We start from the raw sequence: 24,081 nt of genomic DNA on the forward strand, positions 1-24,081 counted from the left end.
CAGTGGGGCAGGTCAAGGTGTCACCTGTTCGTGCAGCAGTCCCCAAGGCCCTCGACGCGGAGCGAGCGCGGGAAGGGTGCGTTCTGGAAGACGCCGGAGATCGTCGCGTGGGCGAAGGCCGGGCGTTCGCCTGGATCGACGACGAGATTACCAATGCGGCGCGTCTGGGTGAACGAGCATCACAGTGGCCCCGCTCTCCTCCACCGGGTCGATCCCCGCTGCGGTCTCACCAGCAACGACATCGCCACACTCACAGCATGGGCGACCGAGCTGTGCTGACTCATAGTCAGCCTGCAGCTGACTGCGACGCCGTTCCGCACGATCAGTGCGGGACAGCCTTTGGGCACGCGTGACCTCCGATGTCACGGCGCATTGGCGAAGAACGAACCTCCGCGGGAATGACAATCCCCGTCCTGTTGAGTCCCTATTGCTTGTGTCAGCACCAGACGGCTTCGATTCCCCCCTTCCGGGTGCCAAGCACCCATGCCCACCGCGTCCCCGCGTGGCCGAGGCCCCGCCCACCCCAGCGCTTCGTTGCCGACCACCATCTGGCTCCCCGGCCGTGACCAGAGGGAGGCTGCGCCCGCCCCTGGCAGTGTCCTGCCCGAGTGGGCGATCGAGAAGATCGGTACGCACCTCATCCCGCGCCTCGACAGGACGCCCGCCCCTCTGGTCAAGGTCTCCGTTCGGGACACCGAGCCGGGCATGGACGCCCGTATGGCGAGCGAGACCCGCGCGAGCAGCCCGAGCTGTGGAGGGCTAACCCTGCTCGCCGAGCTCCACCCCGATTCCCTCCCTGCCCCCGCAGCGCCCGCCCCAGCGCCTGTCGGCGAGATGCCCGGGGCGATGGAGGACGGCTGGCCCGGGTTCTTCCACCGCGCTCACCGGTTGCTCCCCACCGACGGTCTGCTCCTGCTCGCCGCCCGCCAGCGCCGGGACGCCGGCGTACTCACCGACCCGCTCGGCTCGCTCGTCGCCTGCGCCCGCACCGCCGGCTTCCGCTACCTGCAACACATCGTCGTCGCCCACGCCCACCCCGTCGACGACCGCCTGGTACCGGCTCCGCCCGCGGACGCCTGCCTCGGCGTCACCCACAGCGATCTGATCGTCCTCTCCTCGATCGGCCACGCCTGAACCCAGGAGGTCTCACCGTGCCCTGCCCCGACTCGGTGTGGAACACCGCACCCACCTCCGCCCCCGCCCAGCGCAAAGGCCGCTACGTTCCCGGATCAGCCGCCCACCCCGCCAAAATGCTCCCCGCCATCGCCGCCCACGCCATCCGCACCTACACCCACCCCGGCGACCTGGTCCTCGACCCGATGTGCGGCATCGGCACGACCCTCGTCGAAGCCCTCCACCTGGGCCGCAACGCCCTCGGCATCGAGTACGAACGGCAGTGGGCCAACCTCGCCCGGCTCAACACGGCCTGTGCCGAGCATGAAAACGGCGGCACCGCGACCGGCGCCGTCCACTGCGGCGACGCCCGAACCCTGACCGCCCTCGTCCCCGCCGGCCTCCACGGCACGGCCGACCTGGTGATCACCTCACCGCCGTACGGCTCCAGCGTCCACGGCCAGGTCCGCTCCACCCGGGAGACCGGCGAACGCGGCGTCGTCAAGAAGGACTACCGCTACAGCCAGGACCCCGCCAACCTCGCTCACGTCTCCACCGACCAGCTCCCGGAGGCCTTCACGGAGATTCTCGCCGAGTGCCGCAACATGCTCCGCCCCGGAGGCACCGCCGTGGTCACCACCCGCCCCTGGCGCGAACACGGTGAACTCATCGACCTGCCCTCCGCTGTGCTCGCCGCCGGCCGGGCCGCCGGACTCACACCCGCCGAACGCTGCGTCGCCCTCCTCGCAGGCATCCGCGACAGCCGACTCGTGGCCCGCCCCTCGTTCTTCCAGATGAAGAACGTCCGCGACGCCCGCCGCCTCGGCATTCCGCTCTGTGTGGTTCAGCACGAGGACGTCCTGGTCTTCACGCGGCCTGAGACCTCCGGGACGACAAGCGAATGCCGTCGCGCCGCACGGCGAAGCGGAACGTGCGCGGGCCGGCCTGAAGGCGAGACAAGCCGTTCGGGCGCCCTGCGTTGCCGCACGTGCAGCAGAGGACACGGTCATGGCCGCCGCTGACCTCCGGACCGGACCACGGTGCTCCGGCGCGGACGTCCTCGACCTCGGTGAGCAAGCCGCCGTTCCGCTTCAAGCTGGGCACCCCATGGAGGGCGTCTCCGGTGCCAGTCTCGCCTCCCAGGACCTGCCACCGGAGTGCCGCCCGCGAGCGGCGGATGGGCCGTGAACCCCAGGCCCTCCGGCCACGCCGATGTGCGTGGGCCCAGCCTTGACGACACCCCCGAGATGGAGCGTCCATGGTCGTCGGCCAGCGGCACACGACCGGACACCACGGACGTATCACGTGAACGAGCTTCGTGGCGAAAGTCGTTGTCTGTGACCGGCCGATGCGTCGTGATCGACGGCAGCGACGGTGAGGCACTCCAACAGCGCCAGATCGCCGCGATCCGCCGAGCCCTGGCTTGGCTCGCCTCCCACCCCGAGAGGGGGCGGTGCGACGTAGACACGGAGTAGCGGTGGCTCGACGGCCACTGTCGACGGAGAAAGGTATAAGTCGAAATGTCCACGGCCAGAGCAGCGGTCGGCGCCGTCACACCCTCGCTCCCCGGAACACCGTGGTCGCCGATAAAGTCGGACCAGCCAGCCCCGCAAAGCACGGTAGCGGTGGCCTGGCTGGGCCGCACCTCCACCGAGGACGCGCAGGACCCGACGCTTTCTCTTCCTCGCCAGTTGCGCAACGCCCGGGCCGCGCTGCCGCCCGGCTGGATGATTGTTGCGCACTTCTACGATGTCGAATCGGGTCGCAAGGACCCGGACGCCCGCGGATACAGCCGGGCTCACGAACGCTTCAACGTCCCGATCCCCCGAGACGGCGGCATCGCCGACCTTCTCGAAGAGGCCAAGAGCCCTGACCGGCGCTTCGCCGCCGTGCTCTGCGAGTCGATCGAACGCGTCGCGCGCCGCACCTACTTCGGCACGAAGATCGAGCACGAGTTGGAGCAGACCGGCGTCGCGCTGTGTGCAGCTGACGAACCGATCCTCACCGACAGCCGCGCCAAACGGGCCACCCCGACCTTGACCCGACGAGTCAAGCAGGCTGTCTCCGAGTGGTACGTCCTGCAGATGCTGGAGCTGTCCTGGGACGGCTTCGTCGAGCACACCGAGCAGGGCTGGAACGTCGGCAAACCACCCTACGGTTATCTCGCCCAGCGTGTCCCGCACCCCGTACCCGCCAAACGCGAGCAGGGGCTGACGAAGCATCGCCTCGTCCCCGACCCGGCGCGCGGGCCTGTCGTCACCGAGATCTTCCGCATGCGAGTCCTGCGGAGACTCAGCTATCGAAGAATCGCTGATGAACTGAACGCCGACTTGCACACGTACCCGCCACCCCAGCCCAACCGGGCCGACACGACCAAGCACCGCTGGACCGCCTCCGCGGTCCGCTCCATCCTGGAAAATCCCAAGTACACGGGCTACCAGGTGTGGAACCGCAAAGCCCGTAAGAAGCGCGGCAACCGCGCCAACCCCGTAAGCGAGTGGGTCTGGTCGCCCAGACCCACCCATGAACCTCTCGTGACGCGGCAGCTCTTCGACGCCGCCTGGCCTGCGGCCTTCACGCACCCGGGCGTCAAGAAGGAGAGGGTGGCCAGTGCCGCTGCCTCCCCGGACCGGTTCTATGTTCTGCGTTCTTTTCTGTTCTGCGCGCTTTGCGATCACCGGATGTACGGCAAGGAGAGCAAGGGACGCTCCTACTACGCCTGTCAGCCCAAGAAGGACCAGCACCAGGACGCCGACTGGTACGCCTCCCACCCCAAGGCCGTCTGGATCGGCGAGCGCGCCATGCTCGGAGCCATTCACAGCTTCTTCGAAGAGCGGGTCTTCGGTCCGCAGCGCCGCCAGCTCCTCGAAGTAGCCACGGCCACGACTACGGCGACCGTCCCCGACCGCTCCGCCGACCTCCAACGCCACCAGAAGGAGGCGGAGGATCTTGCCCGCCGCAAGGAACTCCTCCTTGACCAGTTGGCCACTGCCGCGGATGACGGTGATCCCGAGACCGCGGCAGAGTTCCGCAAGGGTGTCCGCAAGCGCTTCGACGCAACCGAGCGCCAGCGCCGCGAAGTCCTCGCCAAGCTGGAGGCATGCCGTGCGGAAACGGCTCCCGGGGGTCAGGGTGACCCTTCACTCCTGGAAGCGATCCCGCAGCTCCGTTTCCGGTTCGCCGAGCTTCCCGTCACGCTGCAGCGCGAGCTCTTCGACGCCTTCCAGCTCCGTGTCCGCTACGACGGGCGCGACCGGGGCGTGCAGCTGCAAGTCACGATCTTCGCAGCCGCCACCCCGGATCTCGTTCGCTTGGTGGAACGGGCGGCCAATGCCGCCCGGGCTGTCGACCAGCCCATAGAAGGGCGCCCCCGGCAGGACTCGAACCTGCGGCCAAGTGCTTAGAAGGCACCTGCTCTATCCACTGAGCTACGGGGGCCGGACGGCGGCCTCGGCTGCCTGGAGCCCCGGTTGCCGGCGGATCGGACCGTCCGGGCAGGCTCCACCTGCCCGTGGGGATCGGCTGATCCGTGGCCTTGCCGGGACAAGGATAGGGCTCCTTGTGTCTCCTCCCGGTAGCTTCACCGCGGCGACACGTTGTGGGGGTTCGGTGAAGCGGGTCCGATAATCGCAGGCGGGTACGAATCTTGCACCGTTTTTCGCGCCTGGGGCGACGCATGTTGTGCACTCGTTATGCCTGAGGCGCAGGACGTCACAGAGGTATCACACGCCCGCCCCGGCGCGCAGAGCGGCTATAAGCTTCAAAAAGCACATGAAATTGGGCATTCTTCGCATGTGGCGACTTTGGATGCACAGCCCCGACTGATCGACGCACTGTCCGCACTGCGCGACCGTGTCGCCGCCGCACGCTTCCCGCTTGCCCTTCCGGGCGCGGACCGTGCCCGGCGGGACCGGGCCGAGCTGCTCGCACAGCTCGACGACTACCTGATGCCCCGGCTCAGGGACCCCGGCGCGCCGCTGCTCGCCGTCATCGGCGGGTCGACCGGCGCCGGCAAGTCGACGCTCGTCAACTCTCTGGTCGGCCGGCCCGTCAGCGTGGCCGGGGTGCTGCGGCCGACCACCCGCACGCCCGTTCTCGTATGCCATCCCGGCGACCGGCGCTGGTTCGACGGCCGGCGGGTGCTGCCCGGGCTGGTCCGGAGCCGGCTGCCGGGGCCGGGCGGGGCTCCGGCGGGCGGCGAGCCGTTCGGCTACGAGGCCGACGACACCTCCGGGCGCGAGGCCGGCTCCGCCCACGACGGTTCCGCCCACGACGCCCCGGGCTACGACGGTTCCGCCCACGACGGCCCGGGCTACGACGGTTCCGCTCACGACGGCCCGGGCTACGACGGCCCCGGCTACGGCAGCGATCCGCGCGACCCGGCCGACGGCGCCCCGGAGGCGGCCCTCCGGATCGAGACCGCCGACAGCCTCCCGCCCGGCCTCGCCCTTCTCGACGCGCCGGACATCGACTCCCTGGTGACCCGCAACCGCGACCTCGCCGCCCAGCTGATCTGCGCCGCCGACGTCTGGGTGCTGGTCACCACCGCGACCCGTTACGCCGACGCGGTCCCCTGGCACCTGCTGCGCTCGGCGAAGGAGTACGACGCGACCCTCGTCACCGTCCTCGACCGTGTGCCCCACCAGGTGGTGGCGGACGTCTCCCGGCAGTACGGCACGCTCCTGGAGCGCGCCGGGCTCGGGGACGTGCCCCGCTTCACCATCCCCGAGCTTCCCGAGTCCGCCGGTGACGGCGGCGGGCTGCTGCCCGCCACCGCCGTCGCCGGGCTGCGCGCCTGGCTCACCCAGCGCGCCGAGGACCCGGCAGCCCGTACCGTCGCCGCCGCACGCACCGTCAGCGGCGTCCTCGCCTCGCTGGACGTCCGGGTTCCGGCGCTCGCCTCGGCGGCCGCCGCCCAGTACGCCGCCACCACCCGGCTGACCCAGTGCGTCGAGCACGCGTTCGGCCGGGCGCGCGAACGGGTCCGGAGGGACATCACCACCGGCTCCGTGCTCGCGGGCGACGCCCTCGCCCGCTGGCGCGGCTTCCCCCGGCACAGCGGCCCCGGGGAACTCCTCGACGCCTGCGCCGACTGCCTCGGCGCCCTGCTCTGCTGCGCCGTCGCGGGCGCCGACGAATGGGTCCGGGACACCTGGCGGCGCGACCGTGCCGTGGGCGCCGGGCCGCTGCCCGAGATGGCCGCCCAGGCGTCCCGTGCCCCGCACCGCATCGGCGTGGCCGTACGGCACTGGGTGCGCTGCGTCGAGGAACTCGCCGACGAGGAGGCCCGAGCCGCCGACCGCCCCGGCACCGCCGACCCCGACCGTGCCGCCGCGCTGCTCGCCGCCGCGCTGATCGGCGGCGGCCGGGCCCGTGAGGCCGCCGGGCAGCTCGCCGAGGAACTCGGCACGCAGGGCGCGCTCCGGATGCGCGCCCGCGGCGGCCGGCTGCTGGACGACTGCCTGGAGCGCGCGCTGACCGGCGAGCGCGACCGCCGCCTCGTACCGCTCGAAGCCCTCGACATGACCCCCGATCAGCAGACCCGGCTGATCGCCGCGCTGTCCGTACTGCAGAAGGAGAGGTGACCGGCGTGACCACCACCACCGCCGCCGACCGGCCGGAGGACGCCGACCGCCCGCACACCGGTACGGAACTCGTGTCCGACGACCGCACGGAGCCCGCCGGGCCCGCCGAGCCTGCCGGGCCCGCCGAGCCTGCCGGGCCCGCCGGGCCCGGGGCTTCCGCCGAACCGGGCGGGCCGGACGAGCCGGCGGACCGGTCCGGGCAGGTACCGGGGGCCGCGCTGCCGACCGCCCGTACGGAGGACGCCGCGGTCCCCCGGGCCGGGGCGCGGGACGGGGAGGCGGCCGGACGCGCGCCCGTACCCGTACCCGTACCGGACGAAGCCCCGGAGGCCCCCGCCGCGCTGGCCGGCCCGGAGCGACAGGCGGTCCCTCCCGCCGCGCCCGTGGCCAGGGGAACGGCCCCGCTCTCCCCGCCCGAAGACGTGCGCTCGGACGACGTCCGGGGCGGCGATGCCCGATCCGGCGGTGTCCGGGTCGACGGCGTCCGATCCGACGGCGTCCGGGCAGGCGGCGACCGGGCCGACGGTTCGCGAGCCGACGGTTTCGGAGCCGCAGACGCCCGTACCGCAGACAACCGGGTCACAGACATCCGTACCGCAGACGCCCGTACCGCAGACGTCCGCGCCGAACGCGCCCCGCTCGTACGGGACGGCGAGCCCGGCGGCCGCACCGCCGAGCCGGCACCGGCCGGCCACGGCACGGCCGGAGACCGCGCCTCCCGCACCCCGGACGGGCTTCCGTCACAGGGCCCGGCGGCACAGGGCCTGTCGGCACAGGACCCGGCAGCACAGGGCCTGTCGGCACAGGATCCCGCGGAAGCGGAGCCGGAATCGGAACGGGCACCGGAACCAGAACCGGAACCGGGCGGGGACGAGGACGCGCCTGTGCCGGAGCCCGGATCCGCCGGTGCGGAGGTTCCTCCGCTCCCGGAGGACGGCCCCGTGGCGAAGGAGCGGAAGCCCTGGGACGACGGGCTCATCGCCCGCCGGGCCCCCGAGGACGCGGACGCCCGCGCCGACCGCGCCGCGGAGTGGTGGCGGGCCGACTTCCGCCCCGGCAGCACCGCCGGGGCCGCGGAGGGCGCCCGCTCCGGACCCGACGGACGTTCCGGCGGCACCGCCCGCGACGGCGGGGGCCGCGGCAAGGACACCACCGCTGCGGAGGCGCCCCGGAGGACCACGTTCAACCGGGCGCTGCGGATCCGGCTCGACGCGCTCCGGGAACTCGTCGGCCTCTCCCGCACCCGGCTCGACCCCGGCAGCCTCACCGAGGCGGGGCACGTCCTCGAAGAAGCCGTCGCACGCCGCCGGCTCTCCCTCGACCACACCGTGGTCGCGCTCGCCGGCGCGAGCGGCAGCGGCAAGTCCACCCTCTTCAACGCCCTCGCCGGAGCCCCCCTCTCGGAGGCGGGCGTACGCCGCCCGACCACCTCCGAACCCCTGGCGTGCACCTGGTCGGAGGGCGCCGACGGGCTGCTGGACCGGCTCGGCGTGCCGCCCCGGCTGCGCCGCCGCTCCTCGGACACCTATCTGCCGGGCAGCGGGCCGGAGTACGCGGCCGAGCAGGGCGCGTCCGGCGGCGGCCACGACCTGAGCGGGCTCGTCCTGGTCGACCTGCCCGACCACGACTCGGCGGTGCCCGGGCACCGCGAGCAGGTGGACCGGCTGCTGGAGCTCGTCGACGCCGTCGTCTGGGTCGTCGATCCGGAGAAGTACGCGGACGCGGTGCTGCACGAGCGGTACCTGCGGCCGCTCGCCGCGTACGACGAGGTCACGTTCGTGGTGCTCAACCAGACCGACCGGCTGCCCGGGGACGCCGCCGACAAGGTCCTGGACGATCTGCGGCGGCTGCTCGACGAGGACGGCCTGGCCCTGGGCGAGCACGGCGAGCCCGGCGCCGCGGTGCTGGGGGTGTCGGCGCTGACCGGGGACGGCGTGGGTGAACTGCGCGAACAGCTCGCCCGGTTCACCGCCGGGCGCGGGGCGGCGGAGAACCGGCTGGCCGCCGACGTGGACGGAGCGGCGGCGCGGCTGGCCCCGGTGTGCCTGGCGGACGGCTGGACGGGGCTGTCGGCCTGGACCCGGGAGGAGTTCGAGAGCCGGCTGGCCGAGTCCGTCGGCGCGGTGGCCGCCGGGCAGGCGGCGGAACGGGAGTGGCAGCGGCAGGCGGAACTGGCGTACGGGGCGCCATGGGTCCAGCTGCGCGGCTGGCTGGCGCGCAGGCGCGCGGCCGCGGCGGCACCCCGGGAGCCCGGTGCGGAGTCCGGTACGGCGCCCGGCACGGAGTCCGGTACGGAGTCCGGTACGGCGTCTGCGATCCCGTCCGGGGACACGTCCGGGGACACGTCCGGGGGCGAGCACGGGACGGACGCCGGGACCGGCATCCGGAACAGTATCCGGAGCGACATCCGGAGCGACATTCGGAGCGGCATCCGGACGGGTATGGGGGCGGACGGCATCGGGACGGACGCCCCGGGGGCCGGTACGGGCGCGGGTGCCCGCGCCGGTTCCGAGGCGGACACCGGGACCGGCGCGGTTCCGGAGCCCCGGACCTCCCGTGCCGTGGTCGAGCAGGCCGTACGGACCGTCGCCGGGGACGCCGCGGCCGGACTGCCGGACCCGTGGGCGCGGGCGGTGCGCGACGCCGCCGTACGCGGTGCCGAGCGGCTGCCGGACGCGCTGGACGAGGTCGCGGCCGCACGCGCGGCGGACAGTTGCCGGCCGACCGGGCCGGGCTGGTGGGCGGTGGCCTCGGTGGCGCAGGGGCTGATGCTGGCGCTCCAGGCGGGCGCGGCCGTGTGGCTGGTGATGTCGGTGGCCGCCGGGCCCGGCGCCGACTGGCGGACCCCGGCGCTGCTGATGGCGGCCGGGGTCGCGGGAGGCCCCGTGCTGGCCTGGGCGTGCCGGCTCGCGGCCCGGGGACCGGCGCGGGCCTACGGCCAGGAGGCGGAACGGCGGCTGCGGGACGCGGCGGCCGCCTGCGGACGGTCCCGGGTGCTGGAACCGGTGGCCGCGGAACTGCTGCGCTACCGCGAGGCACGCATCCAGTACACGGTCGCGGCGGGTGACACGGCCTGCGTTTGACCCCCGGCAGCGGGCGTGGCCGGTACCTGACCGGACACCCGACAGGACAGCCGGCTCACCCGCGCGGGTGGGCCGGTTTTCCACAACCCGTGGGTACTCCACAGGCCGCTGCGGGGATCCGCCGCTCGCGGCAGTCTGTGCTCAGCGCCGGGAACGACCGGCCGAAGCCGCCGGCCCCCTCGGGAGGACCGACGGCGGAGCAGGCAGAGAAACGGGGCCGGGCCTGGCGGACAGGCCCGGCGGACCGGGCAACAGCGAGCGGAGCAAGGGGGAGCCCCGGATGAACGAGACGATGCTGACGGTGGTGGGCAACGCGGCGACGCGGGTCGAGTCCTGGACCACGGGGGAAGGGGGCAGCGTGGCGCGTTTCCGGCTGGCGGCGACGGTGCGCCGCCGGGACCGGGAGAGCGGAGCCTGGACCGACGGGCCCACCAGCTTCTACACGGTCTGGGCGCGGCGGGCGCTGGCCGCGAATCTGACGGCCTCGGTGGCGGTGGGGGAGCCGCTCGTGGTGCACGGGAGGCTGCGGGTGCGCGAGACCGAACACCAGGGACAGCGCCGGGTGTCGGCGGACATCGACGCGACCGCGGTGGGCCACGACCTGTCCCGGGGCACATCGGCCTTCCGCCGCGGTGCGCGCCCCCAGCGGGACACGGCCGTGCCGCCGCCCGCGGAAGTCCCGGCGCCCGCGGAAGTCCCGACGCCGGCCCGGCAGCCCGCGGAGGCCCGGCAGCCCGTGGAGGGTGACGCGGTTCTGTCACAGCCGGCGGCCGGCCTCACGGCCGCTGCCCCGGCGCCGTGAGCGGAGGTGCCGTGAAGATCCGCCCGGAAGGGGTTTGGTGTGACTCGCGACGCTGGGGAGGGCATCGTGCGAATGGGGTCGGTATGCCCCCCGCATCCATGCTGACTTGTCGATAATCCCAGGTCAAAAACGCTGTCAGGCATAACGATTGGGAGTCGGAACTGCTACCGGACCGTACGGCCGGGGACCGGCTCGAACTTCCTTCCTAAGATCCGTGGGTACTCACGGGGGTCACAGGTTTGCACAGCGAGGCGTCTCCCCAAGTCCGCCTCGCCCGGAGGGGAATTCATGATTTCTGTACGCAGGCGGGCTTCCCGCCTCGCCGCCGCGGCCCTGGTCTCGGGCCTGGTCGCGGCCGGTGCGATGACGACCGCCGCACCGGCCGCCGCCGACGACACCGTGCCGCACACGGGTGGTGCGACCGCCACTCTCGACGGCCTGAAGACCTTCGACGGCGCGATCATCCACCACAAGAACGGCAAGGACCAGAAGATCGGTGCCGGTCTCTTCGGGATGACCGTCGACAACGGCGGCAGCCTGCAGACCTACTGCATCGACATCGCCAACCCCACCCAGGAGAAGGCGAAGTACCAGGAGAAGTCCTGGAACGAGACCTCGCTGCACAACAACGCGGACGCCGGCAAGATCCGCTGGATCCTGCAGAACTCCTACCCGCAGGTCAACGACCTTGCCGCGCTCGCCAAGAGCGCCGGCGCGGGCGCCCTCACGGAGAAGACCGCCGCCGCCGGCACCCAGGTCGCCATCTGGCGCTTCTCGGACCACGCGGACGTGACCGCCGAGAACGCCGAGGCGGAGAAGCTCGCCGACTACCTCGAGAAGGCCGCGCAGAACCTCGAGGAGCCGAAGGCGTCGCTCAGCCTCGACCCGCCCGCGGTCTCCGGCAAGCCCGGTGACCGGCTCGGCCCGATCAAGGTGAACACCAACGCGGACAGCGTCACCGTCGAGGCGGCCGGTGCCGCGAGCGGCGTCCAGGTCGTCGACAAGGACGGCAAGGCGGTCACCAGCGCGGCGAACGGCAGCGAGCTGTTCTTCGACGTGCCGGCCGACGCCCCGGCCGGTTCCGCCGCCGCGACGGTGAAGGCCACCACCAAGGTCGAGGTCGGTCGCGCGTTCGCCAGCGAGAGCAAGAGCCAGACCCAGATCCTGGCCGGTTCCAGCGAGAGCACCGTGACCGCCACCGCCACCGCCGAGTGGGCCAAGGCGGGACCGGTCCCGGCCGTGTCGGCGGAGAAGAACTGCTCCGCGGGCGGCGTGGACATCACCGCCTCGAACAAGGGCGACGAGCCGTTCACCTTCGAGCTCGGCGGCCAGAAGCACACCATCGAAGCCGGCAAGTCCGAGACCGTCACCATCCCGGTGAAGGAGGACCAGCCGTACGAGTTCACGATCACCGGCCCGAACGGCTTCGAAAAGAAGTTCTCCGGTGTCCTGGACTGTGAGACCACCGGCACCGGCGGCGGCGAGCCGTCCTCCGAGCCGAGCCCGGCCACGGCCGGCGGGTCCGCGGGCGGCGACGACACCACCGGCGGCGAGGGCGACCTGGCCGAGACCGGCAGCAGCAGCGCCACCCCGATGATCGCCGGCATCGCCGGTGCCCTGGTCCTGGTCGGCGGTGCCGCCGTCTTCCTGGTCCGCCGCAAGAAGGGTGCCGCCGCGGGCGAGTGACCCGCACCGCGAGCACCAGGACTGCCGCTGAACGGGGCGCCACCTGTCGCACCCTCCGCGACAATCCGTGACGTACCGTGACGAAGGGCCGGAGCCTCAGGGTTCCGGCCCTTCGCCGTGCCCCGACAACACGTTTTCGCCCAGGCACGCCCGTACGGCAAGATGGATGTATCTGCCCTCACGCGGCGGAGCCGCACATTGGCCCTTCTCGATCTGCCGGACGGTTTCTCTTGGCTGAGTTCATCTACACCATGCGCAAGGCGCGCAAGGCGCACGGCGACAAGGTGATCCTCGACGATGTGACGACGAGCTTCTACCCGGGAGCGAAGATCGGTGTCGTCGGTCCGAACGGCGCCGGCAAGTCGACCATCCTGAAGATCATGGCGGGGCTGGAGCAGCCGTCCAACGGCGACGCGTTCCTCACCCCCGGTTACACCGTCGGCATCCTCCTCCAGGAGCCGCCGCTGGACGAGACGAAGACCGTGCTGGAGAACGTCCAGGACGGCGTCGCCGAGACCAAGGGCAAGCTCGACCGGTTCAACGAGATCGCCGAGCAGATGGCGACCGACTACTCCGACGAACTGCTGACGGAGATGGGCAAGCTCCAGGAGGAGCTGGACCACGCGAACGCCTGGGACCTCGACGCCCAGCTGGAGCAGGCCATGGACGCCCTGGGCTGCCCGCCCGGCGACTCGGCCGTGACCACCCTCTCCGGTGGTGAGAAGCGCCGCGTCGCGCTCTGCAAGCTGCTGCTGGAGGCCCCCGACCTGCTGCTGCTGGACGAGCCCACCAACCACCTGGACGCCGAGTCCGTACAGTGGCTGGAGCAGCACCTGGAGAAGTACGCCGGCACCGTCGTCGCCGTCACCCACGACCGGTACTTCCTCGACAACGTCGCCCAGTGGATCTGCGAGGTCGACCGCGGCCGGCTCTACCCGTACGAGGGCAACTACTCCAAGTACCTGGAGACCAAGCAGGCCCGGCTGAAGGTCGAGGGCCAGAAGGACGCCAAGCGCGCCAAGCGGCTCAAGGACGAGCTGGAGTGGGTCCGCTCCAACGCCAAGGGCCGGCAGGCCAAGTCCAAGGCCCGTCTCGCCCGCTACGAGGAGATGGCCGCCGAGGCGGAGAAGACCCGGAAGCTGGACTTCGAGGAGATCCAGATCCCGCCGGGCCCGCGCCTGGGCAACGTCGTCGTCGAGGTGGAGAACCTCTCCAAGGCGTTCGGTGACAAGGTCCTCATCGACGACCTCTCCTTCACCCTGCCGCGCAACGGCATCGTCGGCATCATCGGCCCGAACGGCGCCGGCAAGACGACGCTGTTCAAGATGATCCAGGGGCTGGAGGAGGCGGACTCCGGCAAGATCAAGGTCGGCGACACCGTCAAGATCTCGTACGTCGACCAGACCCGCGCCAACATCGACCCGAAGAAGACGCTGTGGGCCGTCGTCTCCGACGAGCTGGACTACATCAACGTCGGCCAGGTCGAGATGCCCTCCCGCGCCTATGTGAGCGCGTTCGGCTTCAAGGGCCCGGACCAGCAGAAGCCCGCGGGCGTGCTCTCCGGCGGTGAGCGCAACCGGCTGAACCTCGCGCTCACCCTCAAGCAGGGCGGCAACCTGCTGCTCCTCGACGAGCCGACCAACGACCTCGACGTGGAGACCCTCTCCTCGCTGGAGAACGCCCTGCTGGAGTTCCCCGGCTGCGCCGTGGTCGTCTCCCACGACCGCTGGTTCCTCGACCGCGTCGCGACGCACATCCTCGCGTACGAGGGCGACTCCAAGTGGTTCTGGTTCGAGGGCAACTTCGAGTCGTACGAGAAGAACAAGGTCGAGCGGCTCGGCGCCGACGCCGCCCGTCCGCACCGCGCCACGCACAAGAAGCTGACCCGGGGCTGACGCGTGCGACACGTTTACTCCTGCCCCCTGCGCTGGTCGGACATGGATGCCTTCGGCCACGTCAACAACGTGGTCTTCCTCCGCTATCTGGAGGAGGCGCGCATCGACTTCATGTTCCGGCTGGCGCCGGGGGACGGCAGCACCTCGTTCACCGGGGGCTCCGTCGTGGCACGCCACGAGATCGACTACATACGGCCCCTCGTCCACCGGCACGAGCCGGTCACCGTCGAGACCTGGGTGACGAAGCTCGGGGCCGCCTCGATGACCGTCGCGTACGAGATCAAGGACGAGGAGCAGGTGTACGTCCGGGCCTCGACGGTCGTGGTGCCGTACAACCTCGCCGAAGGCCGGCCGCGCCGGATCAGCGCCGAGGAGCGGGACTTCCTGCTGCGGTACTTCGACGACGGCACCGGTGACGCGGACGGCGCCGGGAACCCGGGCAAGACCGGGGAGGCCGTCGCCGCATGACGGCGCTGCGCCTCGTCGACGCCCGGGAGGCGGCGGACCTCGCCGCCTTCCTGGCCCGGCTGATCCACTACGACCGGGCGGCAGCCGTGCGCGTCCAGGCGGGCGGCGGGGTGCTGGCGGTCTTCGGCCGCCCGGCCCCCTTCGAGGTGCTGGCCGTACGCACGGCCCGCCTCGCCGACGCGACCGTGCCCGATGCGGCCTCCCCGCCCGCGGCCGTCTCCCCGCCCCGGGCCGCCTCCCCGCCCCGGGCCGCCTCCCCGCCCGGGGCCGCCTCGGCTCCGGGTGCCGGTCCCGTTTCGGGGCCGGATTCCGTTTCGGGTTCCGGTCACGCTCCGGGGCCGGATTCCGCTCGGGGCTCCGGTGCCGCTCCCGAGCCGGACTCCGCTCCGGGCTCCGGTGCCGCTCCGGCCTCGGACTCCGCTCCGGCCTCGGACTCCGCTCCGGGCTCCGGTGCCGCTCCGGCCTCGGACTCCGCTCCGGGCTCCGGTGCCGCTCCGGCCTCGGACTCCGCTCCGGCCTCGGACTCCGCTCCGGGCTCCGAGGGAGCTACGGGCGCCGGTCCCGCCCCGGGTGCCGTCTCCCCGGCCGCAGCCCGTTCCGGCTCCGGACCGGCGGCCGGGCTCGACGTCACCGTCTCGGCGGGACAGCTCGCCGACGCGATCGACGCCGCGGTGGCGGTGGCCCGCGGCGGCCCGTCCGGCGCTGTCCCCGCTGTCTCCGGCGCTCCCGCTGTCTCCGGCGCTCCCGCCGTCTCCGGTGCCCCCGGCACCGCGGACGCCCCGGCCGGTGGCGCGGCAGCAGCCGTCGTCACCGTGCCGGAAGCCGTGACCGGCCCGCCGTGGGCCGGGGTCCTGCCGCCGCGCGGCGGCTGGCGCCGGGTGCCCGGACTGCCCGGGCCGGAGGCCCTGCACCGTACGATCGCCGCCGCCGTGGCCGAGTTCCGGGAGCGGGACGCCGCGCTGCCCGGGGAACGTCGTACCCGCGCGGAGCGCGACCGCATCGGCCGGGAGATCTGGTCCCGCACGCTGGGGGACACCGGGCTGCCGCTGCGCGCCGCGCACGCCGCCCAGTCGCTCGGCTTCCTCCGCCCGGTCCGCGCCCGCGCCGCCGCGGTCGCGGTGCCCGGAGGCCCGGCCGCCCCCGGCGGCACGACACCGGCCACCGAGCCGGCCCCGGAGGCCCCGGTGCTGCTGGCCGCGGCCGGCTGGTTGAGGCTGCGCACCCCGTACGGCTCGATCGTGGTCCGCAGCGGCGGCCTGCCGGGGCTGAGCGTCACCCCGGCTTGAGCGTCACCGCGGCGTGAGCGTCACCGCGGCGTGAGCGTCACCGCGGCTCGAGGGCCACTCCGCCTGAGCGGCACCCGGGTATGCGGGGTGGTGCTCCGGCACTCCCGCCCGGCTCACGAGTGAGACCGGCTCGGGCAGGTTGGCGTGCGGGGCCGGCTCTCGTGGGACGGACTTCGAGTGTGCTGGCCGGCAGCGCGTGCGATTGCACCACGCGTGCGAGTCCCACGGCGTGCGAGCCCATGCGTGCGAGTCCCATCGCGTACGAGTCCCACCGCGTGCGAGTTCCACCGCGTACGAGTCCCGTCGTGTACGAGATCCACCAGGTGCGGGTCACGCCGCGGGTACGGCCGGCCGCGTGCGCGAGCAGGCCGGCCCGGGGTGGGGCCAGACCCACCGTGGCCGGGGGGCTTCGGGGAGTCCCCAACTCGCCCGTGCAGCCGCAGAATCGGGGCATGGCGATGAAGGTGACCCGGCAGTGGGCGCGGCGCGGCTTCGGACGGCTCGCGGAGCGGTGCGGTGCCGTGGGACGGGGTGTCGTCGAGGCACACCACAGCAGCGAGGCGATGTTCGCGGGCCTGGCCACCACCGTCGCGCTGCTGCTCTCGGCGACCGGCCTCGTCTTCTTCGGGCCGCCGGCCGTCGACCACTACGCGCGCAGGGCGGCCAACCTCCGCCGGAGGCGGCTGGCCGAGGTCTCCGGCAGACCGGTGCCGGAGCCGTACGCCCCGCTGCCCGAGGTGCAGCCGGTACCGGGCGTCGGCTACCGGCTGCGCCGCACCGTCCGCAAGAAGCGGCCCAGCCTGCTCCGGCGCAAGGTGGAGGGCTACTCCGCCGACCCGGCGACCTGGCGCGACCTGGCCTGGCTGCTGCTCAGCCCGCTGCTGATGCTGCTCGCGATCCTGCCGTTGTTCCTCATCCTGTGCGGCCTCTTCGCTCTGCTGCTGCCGGGGCTGCTGGACGGCTTCCCGGCCAACCCGCCCTGGTACGGCTCCTGGCCCGACACCCCGGGCGCCGCCCTGGCCGTCGGCGGAGCGACGGTCGCGCTGGGGCTCTGGATCGCGGAGCCCGTGCTCCGGCTGCACGACGGGATCTCCGAGGTGCTGCTGCGGCCGACCGAGAAGGCCCAGCTGTCGCGGCGCGTGCGGGAGCTGGCCGAGACCCGTACCGAGGCGGTCGACGCGCAGGCCGCCGAGCTGCGCCGGATCGAGCGGGACCTGCACGACGGGGTGCAGGCCCGGCTGATCGCCGTAGGGCTGCATCTGGGCGTGATCGAGCAGCTGGCCGGGACGGACCCGGAGGCGGTGAAGGCGATGGCGGCGCAGGCGCGGGAGGCCTCCGAGAAGGCGCTCGCCGAGCTGCGCGCGCTGGTGCGCGGCATCCATCCGCCGGTGCTCGCCGAACGGGGCCTGGTCGACGCGCTGCGGGCGGTGGCCGTCGACAGCCCGCTGGAGACCGAGGTCACGGCCGACCTGCCGGGCGAGCCGCCCGCGCCGGTACGGACCGCCGTGTACTTCGCGGTGTGCGAACTGCTCGCCAACGCGGCCAAGCACGCCGAGGCGGCCCGGGTGTGGATCGACCTGCACACCGCCGAGCCCGGCTCGCCCCGGGAGGCGCTCCGGGTCACGGTGACGGACGACGGACGCGGCGGCGCCCGCTTCGCCGACGGCGGAGGACTGCGCGGGATCGAGCGCAGGCTCGCTACCTTCGACGGTGTCCTCGCCCTCAACAGCCCGCAGGGCGGCCCGACTCTGCTGACCTTGGAGATACCGTGCGCGTTGTCCTCGCGGAGGACCTCTACCTCCTCAGAGAAGGCCTGACCCGGCTGCTGGAGGCCCACGGCTTCGAGATCGCGGCCGCCGTGGGCAGCGGGCCGGAGCTGGCCCGGGCGCTGCGCGTGGAACGGCCGGACGTGGCGGTGGTCGACGTCCGGCTGCCGCCGACGTTCACCGACGAGGGCCTTCAGGTCTCCCTCGAAGCACGCCGGGAACGCCCCGGTCTGCCGGTGCTCGTCCTCTCCCAGCACATCGTGCAGCTGTACGCGCGTGAGCTGCTGGCCGACGGGACGGGCGGCGTGGGCTATCTGCTGAAGGACCGGGTGTTCGACGCCGGACAGTTCACCGACGCGGTCCGACGGGTCGCCGGAGGAGGTACCGCGATGGATCCCGAGGTGATCGCCAAGCTGCTGGCGAGCAACGCCCGCGACGAGCCGCTGGGCCGGCTCACCCCGCGCGAGCAGCAGGTGCTGGAACTCATGGCGGAGGGCCGGTCGAACGCCGCGATAGCCCGTGAGCTGGTGCTCAGCGACGGGGCCGTCAGCAAGTACACCACCAGCATCTTCGGCAAGCTGGACCTGGCGCCGTCGGAGGACGACAACCGGCGGGTGCGGGCCGTGCTCGCCTATCTGAGCGGCAGGGGCGCCTGAACGGCGGGACCTCCCGAGCGGCGGGACCGCTTGACGGCGGGACCGTCCGAGCGGAGGTCGCGCCCGAGCGGCGGGACCGTCCGAGCGGAGGTCGCGCCCGAGCGGCGGGACTGTCCAAGTGGAGGCGTTCGAGCGGCGGGGTGGTTCGAGCAGTCCGTACGAGCGGCGGAACCGTCCGAGCAGCAGTCCGTACGAGTGGCCGCGAGCGGACCGAGTGGCGGGAACGGCCCGGACCGGGCGCGGCCGGGCGGGGCGTGCGGCACAGTGGGCGCATGACTGTGGACGAGGACAACCCGCTGGCCGGGGCTCGCGTGGCGACCCGGCTTCCCGCCCAGGACCTGGACCGGGCACGGCGCTTCTACGCCGACAAGCTCGGTCTGCGGCCCGTGGACGAGCGGCCCGGCGGGCTGCTGTACCGGTGCGGGAACGCCGAGTTCGCGCTGTTCCGGTCGACGGGGGCCTCGTCCGGCGCCTTCACGCAGATGGCGTTCGAGGTCGACGACATCGAGGCCGTGGTGGCCGGGCTCCGTCGGCGCGGTGTGGTGTTCGAAGAGGTCGACGTGCCGGGGTTCCGCACCAGCGGCGGGATCGCCGAGACCGACGGGAACTATCCGAGCAAGGGCGCCCGGGGCGAACGCGGCGTGTGGTTCCGGGACAGCGAGGGCAACATGCTCGGCGTCGGCGAGCCGGTCGTCTGAACACACCGCCCCGACCGGGACCGCCGCCCCGGCCGGAACCAGCGACGCTCCCGGAATCGGTGACGCTCCCAGGTTCGGCGGCTCCCGGGAGCGGCCGACGCTGCCGGAACGGGTGATACGAGCACACGCCTCACCGGCCGGGCCGCCCGGCCGGACCGGCGGCGCCGCTCCGTATCCCCGGCGTCGGCCCGAACCTCCGGCGTCGGCCCGAACCCCCGGCGCCGACCCCCGGACCAGCTCTAGTCCTCGGTGTTGATCATCGAGTTGGCGGCGAAGACCAGGTAGTTCCAGAGCTGTTCCTCGTGCTCCTTCGCCAGCCCCAGCTCGTCCACCGCCACCCGCATGTGGTGCAGCCACGCGTCGTGCGCCGCCCGGTCGACCCGGAACGGCACGTGCCGCATCCGCAGCCGCGGATGGCCGCGCTGCTCACCGTAGGTGCGGGGACCGCCCCAGTACTGGATGAGGAAAAGGGTGAGCCGCTCCTCGGCCGGGCCCAGATCCTCCTCCGGGTACATCGGCCGCAGCAGCGGGTCCTCGGCGACGCCTTCGTAGAAGCGGTGCACCAGCTTGCGGAAGGTCGGCTCCCCGCCGACCTGCTCGTAGAAAGTCTGCTCCTGCACCGTTCCGCGCGGAATCCTGTTCACTCCACCATGCTCTCAGACGGACCGGCCGAGCCCCCGGTCCCGGGACCGGGGAGGGCCGGATACGGACGTGGGCCGGTCAGCCGCGGCGGACCGTGATGGTGGTCCAGGCCCCGACGTGGACCCGGTCGCCCTCCTGGAGCGGGACCGGCACGAAGGGCTGGATCGGGTCCTCGGCGCCGTTGATCGTGGTGCCGTTCGTCGAGTCCTGGTCGATCACCGACCAGCCGCCGCCCGGCTGCTGGACCAGCATCGCGTGCTGGTGCGAGACGCCCGGGTCCTCCGGCGGTCGGGACAGGTCGATGTCGGGAGACTCGCCGGTGCTGTGCCGCCGGCGGCCGATGGTCATCTGCGGGCCGGTGAGCTGGAGCTGCTGCTCCGGGGAGTACGCCGGGAGGTTCAGCCCGGCTGCCTCCGGGCCGCTGCGGGTCATCATCGCGGTGAAGTACTCGCGGTCCGGGCCCACCACGGCGATCCAGTCCCCGCCCTGCGGGTGCTGCGGCTCCTGCGCGTGCGGCACCTGCGGATGCGGCCCCTGCTGCGCCGCGGGCGGCGGCAGCGTCCAGTCGTCGTCGTAGCGCCCGGGCTGCGGCGGCTGCCCGGGGTGCTGCCCCATGTGCTGCCCGTGCTGGGGCGGCGGACCCTGCGGGGGACCCTGGGGCGGTCCCTGCGGGGGGCCCTGCGGCGGCGGGAACGCCCCCGGCTGCTGCGGCGGATACGGCGCCTGGGACTGCGGTGCCTGCGGTGGCGCGGCCTGCCGGCCCCCGGCCTGCTGCTCCGGCACCAGCGGTTCGGCCGGGCGGTTCATCTGGGAGGGCCGGGAACTCTGGTAGTCGAAGTTCTGCGGCGGCTGCGTGTGCTGCGGCTGCTGGAAGGCGGGCGGCAGCAGGCTCTGGCCCGGCTGGGACGGCGGCGGCGGGGTGAACGTCGTCGGGGTGTGCGTCAGGAAGTTGTACCGGCACTCCTCGCAGAACGGCGCCATCGCCTCGCGCGGGGTGCCGCACTGCGGGCACATCTCCGTGTGCGGGACGTACGGGGCGGGCGGCGGCTCCTGCTGCTGGTGAGGCGGCTGGGGCGTCTGCGGGGCCGGATATCCGTAGCCGCCCCGGGTGCCGGGGGCGCCCTGCGGGTTCGCCGGCACGGCGCCGGGCATTCCGGGCGGGGGAGGAGGCGGTGGCACGGCACCGGCCATCCGGTGTCCGCAGACCTCGCACCAGTCGTCGGACCCCGACTGGTGACCGTTCGGGCAGGTCGACATGTCGGTGCTTCCCCCTCTCACCTCGGCCCCTCCGGACCGTTCCGTGTCACTTCTTGACGCGTACCGTCTTCGTGGAACGCGTCTCCAGTGTCATCTCGTCCGCTTCCGCGACCTTCGCTTTGAGTCGCACAGTACCCGCCGCGGCATCCACGACGTCCACCACCTTCGCAAGCAATTTCGCCGTCTCGTCGTTGCCCGAGGCGTCCGCGAGCTGTACGGCCCGGCCCAGCCTGGCCGTCGCGCCGTCCAGGTCACCCGCCTTGCGGGCGTCCAGTCCCTGCTGGATGACCCGGGCCAGCTCCGCCTGCCCGGTGTAGTGCGCGACCTGCGCGTTGATCGAGGTCGAGGCGGCCGTGTCGTCGGTCCACACGGCGCGCACCAGCCCCTGGGCCAGCGTCTCCGGGGTGCCGCCGTCCGGCCGCGGGAGGACCAGCGAGACGCGGGCGGCCAGCATTTCCTGGCCGACATCCGCCGCCGGCACCTTGACACACACGTGGTAGTCGCGGGACTCGTCACCCCAGGAACCGGTCGGGTAGTCACCGGCCCGGGGCCCGGCCGGGGTCCGGCGGCCGGTGAGCGTCTCGACGGACGGGGCGACCTGCTTGACGAAGCCGATCTCCGTACCGACCGGCGTCCACAGCCGCAGCGCGACGTCCGCGACCTCCTTGCCCATCGCGTTCTCCATCATCCGGCGGAAGTCCTCCGTCAGGCCCGCCGGGTCCGCGACGATGTCGGCCGAGCCGAGCAGCGCCGACGCGACGGCGGTGACCTCCTTGACCTCCCAGTCCGTGCCGACGCCCCGGGCGTCGCAGGTGAAGCGCCCGGCACAGGCGTCCAGCGCGGCCCGCAGGTCCTCGGGGGACTCGTGCTCGTTGCGGCCGTCGGTCAGCAGGATGCCGTGCCGGATCGACACGTCCGCGCCGGCGAGGAGCCGGTCCGCGAGCCGGAGCCAGGTGCCGATGGCGGTGCCGCCGCCCGCGGTCAGCCCGCGCAGCGACTGCAGGGCCTCCCCGCGGCTGTCCGGGTCGGCGACGGCCAGCCGCCCGCCGCCCGGATACACCTCCCGGGCCCGGTGCGTGCCGGCGACGACGGCGAACGCGACCCCGTCCCGGAGGCTGCTGATCGCCGCCGCGGTCGCGTCCCGCGCGTTGCGCATCTTGGCCGGCGGGTAGTCCATCGAACCGGAGCAGTCGACCATCAGTACGACGGCGGCGTCGGGACCGCTCTCCCGGGTCCAGGTATGAGCCGGGTCCGCGGCGCCGGGCGGCAGCCGCAGCCGGCCGGTGGTCCCGCCCCCCGTGGCGGTGACGGTGACGATCGCGTTGACCTCCCGGCCGCCCGCGGGAAGGAACTCGTTCTGGTGGACCTCGACGGCGAAGCGGGGCACATCCGACTTCGAGAAGTTGGCCATCTGATCCGCTCCTCGGCACTTCGTCTGACGTCTGGGCGGTACGGACAGGACAAGGTGCGGGGGCTCCGGAACGGCTCCCCCCGTGGCACCGCCGCCTCCTGCCGCGGCGGCGCCCGGTTGCGGAGGACCGTGATCCGTGTTTCAAGTTCCTTGCGTCAGGCCGATCCTGCCCCGGCCGGAGAACCGGGGAACGGCAGCACCGCCACTGTTACGTTGTCGTGGCCCCCGCCGTCCAGGGCGAAGCCGACGAGGGCCTGCGCGCCGTGCAGCGGCCGGGAGCGCGCGTCGGCCGGCACGGCCAGGGCCATGTCCTCGGCGGCCTCCGCGTAGTTCCACAGGCCGTCGGTGCACACCACCAGCACACCGGGCTCCCCGGGCGCGCAGGAGGCGGTGTGCGGGTCGAGTTCGTACGCGTCGGCGCCCAGCCAGCCGGTGATCGCGTGCGCCCGGGGGTCCGCGTAGGCCTCCGCCTCCGACATCAGGCCGTTGACCACCATCTGCGCGGCCCACGAGTCGTCCTCGGTGAGCCGCCGCGCCGGGAGCGTGCGGTCGTCGGGCACCCAGTACGCGCGGCTGTCGCCGATCCAGCCCACCGTGAGCGTGTCGCCGGCGGCGACCGCCGCGACGATCGTGCAGGCCGGGGCGTTCATGTGCGGCTGCTGCCCGCCGGGGGCGCGCTCCGCGGAGCCGGCCAGGGAGTTGACGGCCTCACCGGCGGTGAGCACCGCCTCGTGCAGCGCCTTGCCCGGCGGGGTGCCGGCGGGCAGCGCGTCGAGGAGCGACGCGCCCGCGGCCTCTGCCGCCGCCGCGGAAGCCTCGTCCGGCCGGGAGGAGGAGGAGACGCCGTCGCAGACCACCGCGACGACGGCCGGGGCGCCGTCCGGCAGCGCGGTCGTCGACAGGGTGAACGCGTCCTCGTTGCGGTGGTGCCGCAGCCCGCGGTCGGTGACGGCGGCCACCAGGTCCAGGTCCCGTTCCATGTGGTCGCGCTCGCGGGGCTGGGCGTGGCCGCAGTTCTCGCAGTAGCCGTCCTTGTCGATGAGCCCGGTGCGGCAGGCCACGCACGCCTTGCCGGTGCCGGGCGCGGGGCCGTCGGCGCCGTTGCCGTAGCCGACGGCCGTGCGCGGATCGGCCGGCGCCCCGGGACCGGCCGCCGCGGGCGGGGCGGCGGTCCCTGCGGGCGGCTGCGCCGGGGTCTGCGGCGAGGCAGGTGCCGGCGCGAGCAGCGGATAGTCCGCGGAGCCGCCGCCGGACTCGCCGCCCCGCTCCCGCGGCCCGCCGCCGGGCCGCTCCCCGGAGGGCTCCGCGGGCCGTTCCCCGGGCTGCCCGGTGCCGGATCCGGACGGTTCGCCGCCGCGGGCGGACCCGTCGGCGGGCGGTCCGCCCCCGGCTCCCGTCCGCGCCACCGGCGCGGTCAACGGCGCGGCCACCGGCGGATGGTCCGGCAGCGGCGGTACGGGCCCGGCACCGGGCACGGGTCCCGTGCCGGCATGGGGCCCCGTTCCGGCGCCGGGGCCGGGGCCGGGAGCGGGGGAACCGGTACCGGCGCCGGGGACCGCGGACGGACCGGCGCCCGGGACGGCGGGGCCGCCGCGCCCGTACGCACCGCCGTCCCGGGCGGGACCGGGCACGCCGCCGGTGCCGTACCCGGAGAAGCCGCCGCCCGGTACGGCCCCGGGCCCGGCCGGTACGCCGTGCGCACCGGTCAGGACGGGTGCCGGGGCGGGCTCGGG

The 24,081-nt window shown here is 73.6% G+C and carries 17 protein-coding genes, 1 tRNA gene and 2 pseudogenes; 14 read left to right on the forward strand and 6 right to left on the reverse strand.

The window, feature by feature from the left end:
• Nucleotides 1-534 precede the first annotated feature (534 nt).
• From GCU69_RS11485 to GCU69_RS34535, 3 genes and pseudogenes are all read left to right on the forward strand, one after another.
• Nucleotides 535-1,134: a hypothetical protein gene (locus tag GCU69_RS11485; RefSeq protein ID WP_235978413.1), complete on the forward strand. Its 600-nt coding sequence runs from the start codon at nt 535-537 to the stop codon at nt 1,132-1,134.
• Nucleotides 1,135-1,151: 17 nt separating this feature from the next.
• The gene (locus GCU69_RS11490; RefSeq protein ID WP_156205903.1) at nt 1,152-2,135 is read left to right on the forward strand and encodes a TRM11 family SAM-dependent methyltransferase; all 984 of its coding nucleotides are present in this window, start codon (nt 1,152-1,154) and stop codon (nt 2,133-2,135) included.
• Between the two features lie 1,251 nt (nt 2,136-3,386).
• A pseudogene (locus tag GCU69_RS34535) lies at nt 3,387-3,614 on the forward strand (recombinase family protein); the annotation flags it as partial.
• A gap of 639 nt (nt 3,615-4,253) precedes the next feature.
• On the opposite strand, the gene GCU69_RS34355 reads toward GCU69_RS34535, so the two are convergent.
• A complete protein-coding gene (locus tag GCU69_RS34355; RefSeq protein WP_268969278.1) occupies nt 4,254-4,385 on the reverse strand; it encodes a hypothetical protein in 132 nt (43 codons plus the stop codon).
• A gap of 93 nt (nt 4,386-4,478) precedes the next feature.
• A tRNA-Arg gene (locus tag GCU69_RS11500) sits at nt 4,479-4,551 on the reverse strand.
• 365 nt (nt 4,552-4,916) lie between these two features.
• Here GCU69_RS11500 and GCU69_RS11505 point away from each other — a divergent pair.
• From GCU69_RS11505 to GCU69_RS11555, 11 genes and pseudogenes are all read left to right on the forward strand, one after another.
• The gene (locus GCU69_RS11505; protein WP_156205913.1) at nt 4,917-6,698 is read left to right on the forward strand and encodes a dynamin family protein; all 1,782 of its coding nucleotides are present in this window, start codon (nt 4,917-4,919) and stop codon (nt 6,696-6,698) included.
• A gap of 5 nt (nt 6,699-6,703) precedes the next feature.
• The gene (locus GCU69_RS11510; RefSeq protein ID WP_408055792.1) at nt 6,704-9,781 is read left to right on the forward strand and encodes a GTPase; all 3,078 of its coding nucleotides are present in this window, start codon (nt 6,704-6,706) and stop codon (nt 9,779-9,781) included.
• Between the two features lie 280 nt (nt 9,782-10,061).
• Nucleotides 10,062-10,583 (forward strand): single-stranded DNA-binding protein, encoded by a 522-nt coding sequence (locus GCU69_RS11515; RefSeq protein ID WP_098751955.1) that lies wholly within the window; start codon nt 10,062-10,064, stop codon nt 10,581-10,583.
• A 288-nt stretch (nt 10,584-10,871) separates the two neighbouring features.
• Nucleotides 10,872-12,269, forward strand: coding sequence for a Cys-Gln thioester bond-forming surface protein (locus tag GCU69_RS11520; protein ID WP_098751954.1), 1,398 nt, complete (start codon nt 10,872-10,874; stop codon nt 12,267-12,269).
• A 230-nt stretch (nt 12,270-12,499) separates the two neighbouring features.
• Nucleotides 12,500-14,164 (forward strand): energy-dependent translational throttle protein EttA, encoded by a 1,665-nt coding sequence (gene ettA / locus GCU69_RS11525; RefSeq protein ID WP_098751953.1) that lies wholly within the window; start codon nt 12,500-12,502, stop codon nt 14,162-14,164.
• Between the two features lie 3 nt (nt 14,165-14,167).
• The gene (locus GCU69_RS11530) at nt 14,168-14,632 is read left to right on the forward strand and encodes an acyl-CoA thioesterase (protein WP_156205904.1); all 465 of its coding nucleotides are present in this window, start codon (nt 14,168-14,170) and stop codon (nt 14,630-14,632) included.
• Nucleotides 14,629-14,809 (forward strand): annotated as a pseudogene (locus tag GCU69_RS11535) (hypothetical protein); the annotation flags it as partial. The gene GCU69_RS11530 and the pseudogene GCU69_RS11535, both read left to right, overlap by 4 nt.
• Before the next feature lie 482 nt (nt 14,810-15,291).
• The gene (locus GCU69_RS11540) at nt 15,292-15,918 is read left to right on the forward strand and encodes a hypothetical protein (protein ID WP_156205917.1); all 627 of its coding nucleotides are present in this window, start codon (nt 15,292-15,294) and stop codon (nt 15,916-15,918) included.
• Nucleotides 15,919-16,370: 452 nt separating this feature from the next.
• A complete protein-coding gene (locus GCU69_RS11545; RefSeq protein WP_170315829.1) occupies nt 16,371-17,735 on the forward strand; it encodes a sensor histidine kinase in 1,365 nt (454 codons plus the stop codon).
• Nucleotides 17,687-18,340 carry a response regulator transcription factor gene (locus GCU69_RS11550; protein WP_098751949.1) on the forward strand — a complete coding sequence of 218 codons (654 nt, stop codon included), beginning with the start codon at nt 17,687-17,689 and terminating at the stop codon, nt 18,338-18,340. Before GCU69_RS11545 ends, GCU69_RS11550 begins: the two co-directional genes overlap by 49 nt.
• Nucleotides 18,341-18,612: 272 nt before the next feature.
• Entirely contained in the window at nt 18,613-19,038 is a 426-nt protein-coding gene (locus GCU69_RS11555; RefSeq protein ID WP_156205907.1) for a VOC family protein, read from the forward strand.
• A 239-nt stretch (nt 19,039-19,277) separates the two neighbouring features.
• Here GCU69_RS11555 and GCU69_RS11560 read toward each other — a convergent pair whose 3' ends face one another.
• From GCU69_RS11560 to GCU69_RS11575, 4 genes are all read right to left on the reverse strand, one after another.
• On the reverse strand, nt 19,278-19,682 hold the full coding sequence (locus GCU69_RS11560) for a globin (RefSeq protein ID WP_098751947.1): 405 nt from the start codon (nt 19,680-19,682) through the stop codon (nt 19,278-19,280).
• A 76-nt stretch (nt 19,683-19,758) separates the two neighbouring features.
• Nucleotides 19,759-20,937, reverse strand: a complete 1,179-nt coding sequence (locus GCU69_RS11565) for an FHA domain-containing protein (protein ID WP_156205908.1) — start codon at nt 20,935-20,937, stop codon at nt 19,759-19,761.
• 46 nt (nt 20,938-20,983) lie between these two features.
• Nucleotides 20,984-22,348, reverse strand: a complete 1,365-nt coding sequence (locus GCU69_RS11570; RefSeq protein WP_098751945.1) for a vWA domain-containing protein — start codon at nt 22,346-22,348, stop codon at nt 20,984-20,986.
• Between the two features lie 155 nt (nt 22,349-22,503).
• On the reverse strand, nt 22,504-23,823 hold the full coding sequence (locus tag GCU69_RS11575; RefSeq protein ID WP_408055793.1) for a PP2C family protein-serine/threonine phosphatase: 1,320 nt from the start codon (nt 23,821-23,823) through the stop codon (nt 22,504-22,506).
• Nucleotides 23,824-24,081: the final 258 nt, after the last annotated feature.

Origin of the sequence: Streptomyces lycii (assembly GCF_009735685.1) — a bacterium.
Classification (GTDB): Bacteria; Actinomycetota; Actinomycetes; order Streptomycetales; family Streptomycetaceae; genus Streptomyces; species Streptomyces lycii.

Bases quoted from the DNA above. Each gene is read 5' to 3' on its own strand.
- GCU69_RS11515 (WP_098751955.1), top strand. From the start codon at position 10,062: ATGAACGAGACGATGCTGACGGTGGTGGGCAACGCGGCGACGCGGGTC.
- GCU69_RS11520 (WP_098751954.1), top strand. From the start codon at position 10,872: ATGATTTCTGTACGCAGGCGGGCTTCCCGCCTCGCCGCCGCGGCCCTG.
- GCU69_RS11545 (WP_170315829.1), top strand. From the start codon at position 16,371: ATGGCGATGAAGGTGACCCGGCAGTGGGCGCGGCGCGGCTTCGGACGG.
- GCU69_RS11555 (WP_156205907.1), top strand. From the start codon at position 18,613: ATGACTGTGGACGAGGACAACCCGCTGGCCGGGGCTCGCGTGGCGACC.
- GCU69_RS11565 (WP_156205908.1), bottom strand. From the start codon at position 20,937: ATGTCGACCTGCCCGAACGGTCACCAGTCGGGGTCCGACGACTGGTGC.
- GCU69_RS11570 (WP_098751945.1), bottom strand. From the start codon at position 22,348: ATGGCCAACTTCTCGAAGTCGGATGTGCCCCGCTTCGCCGTCGAGGTC.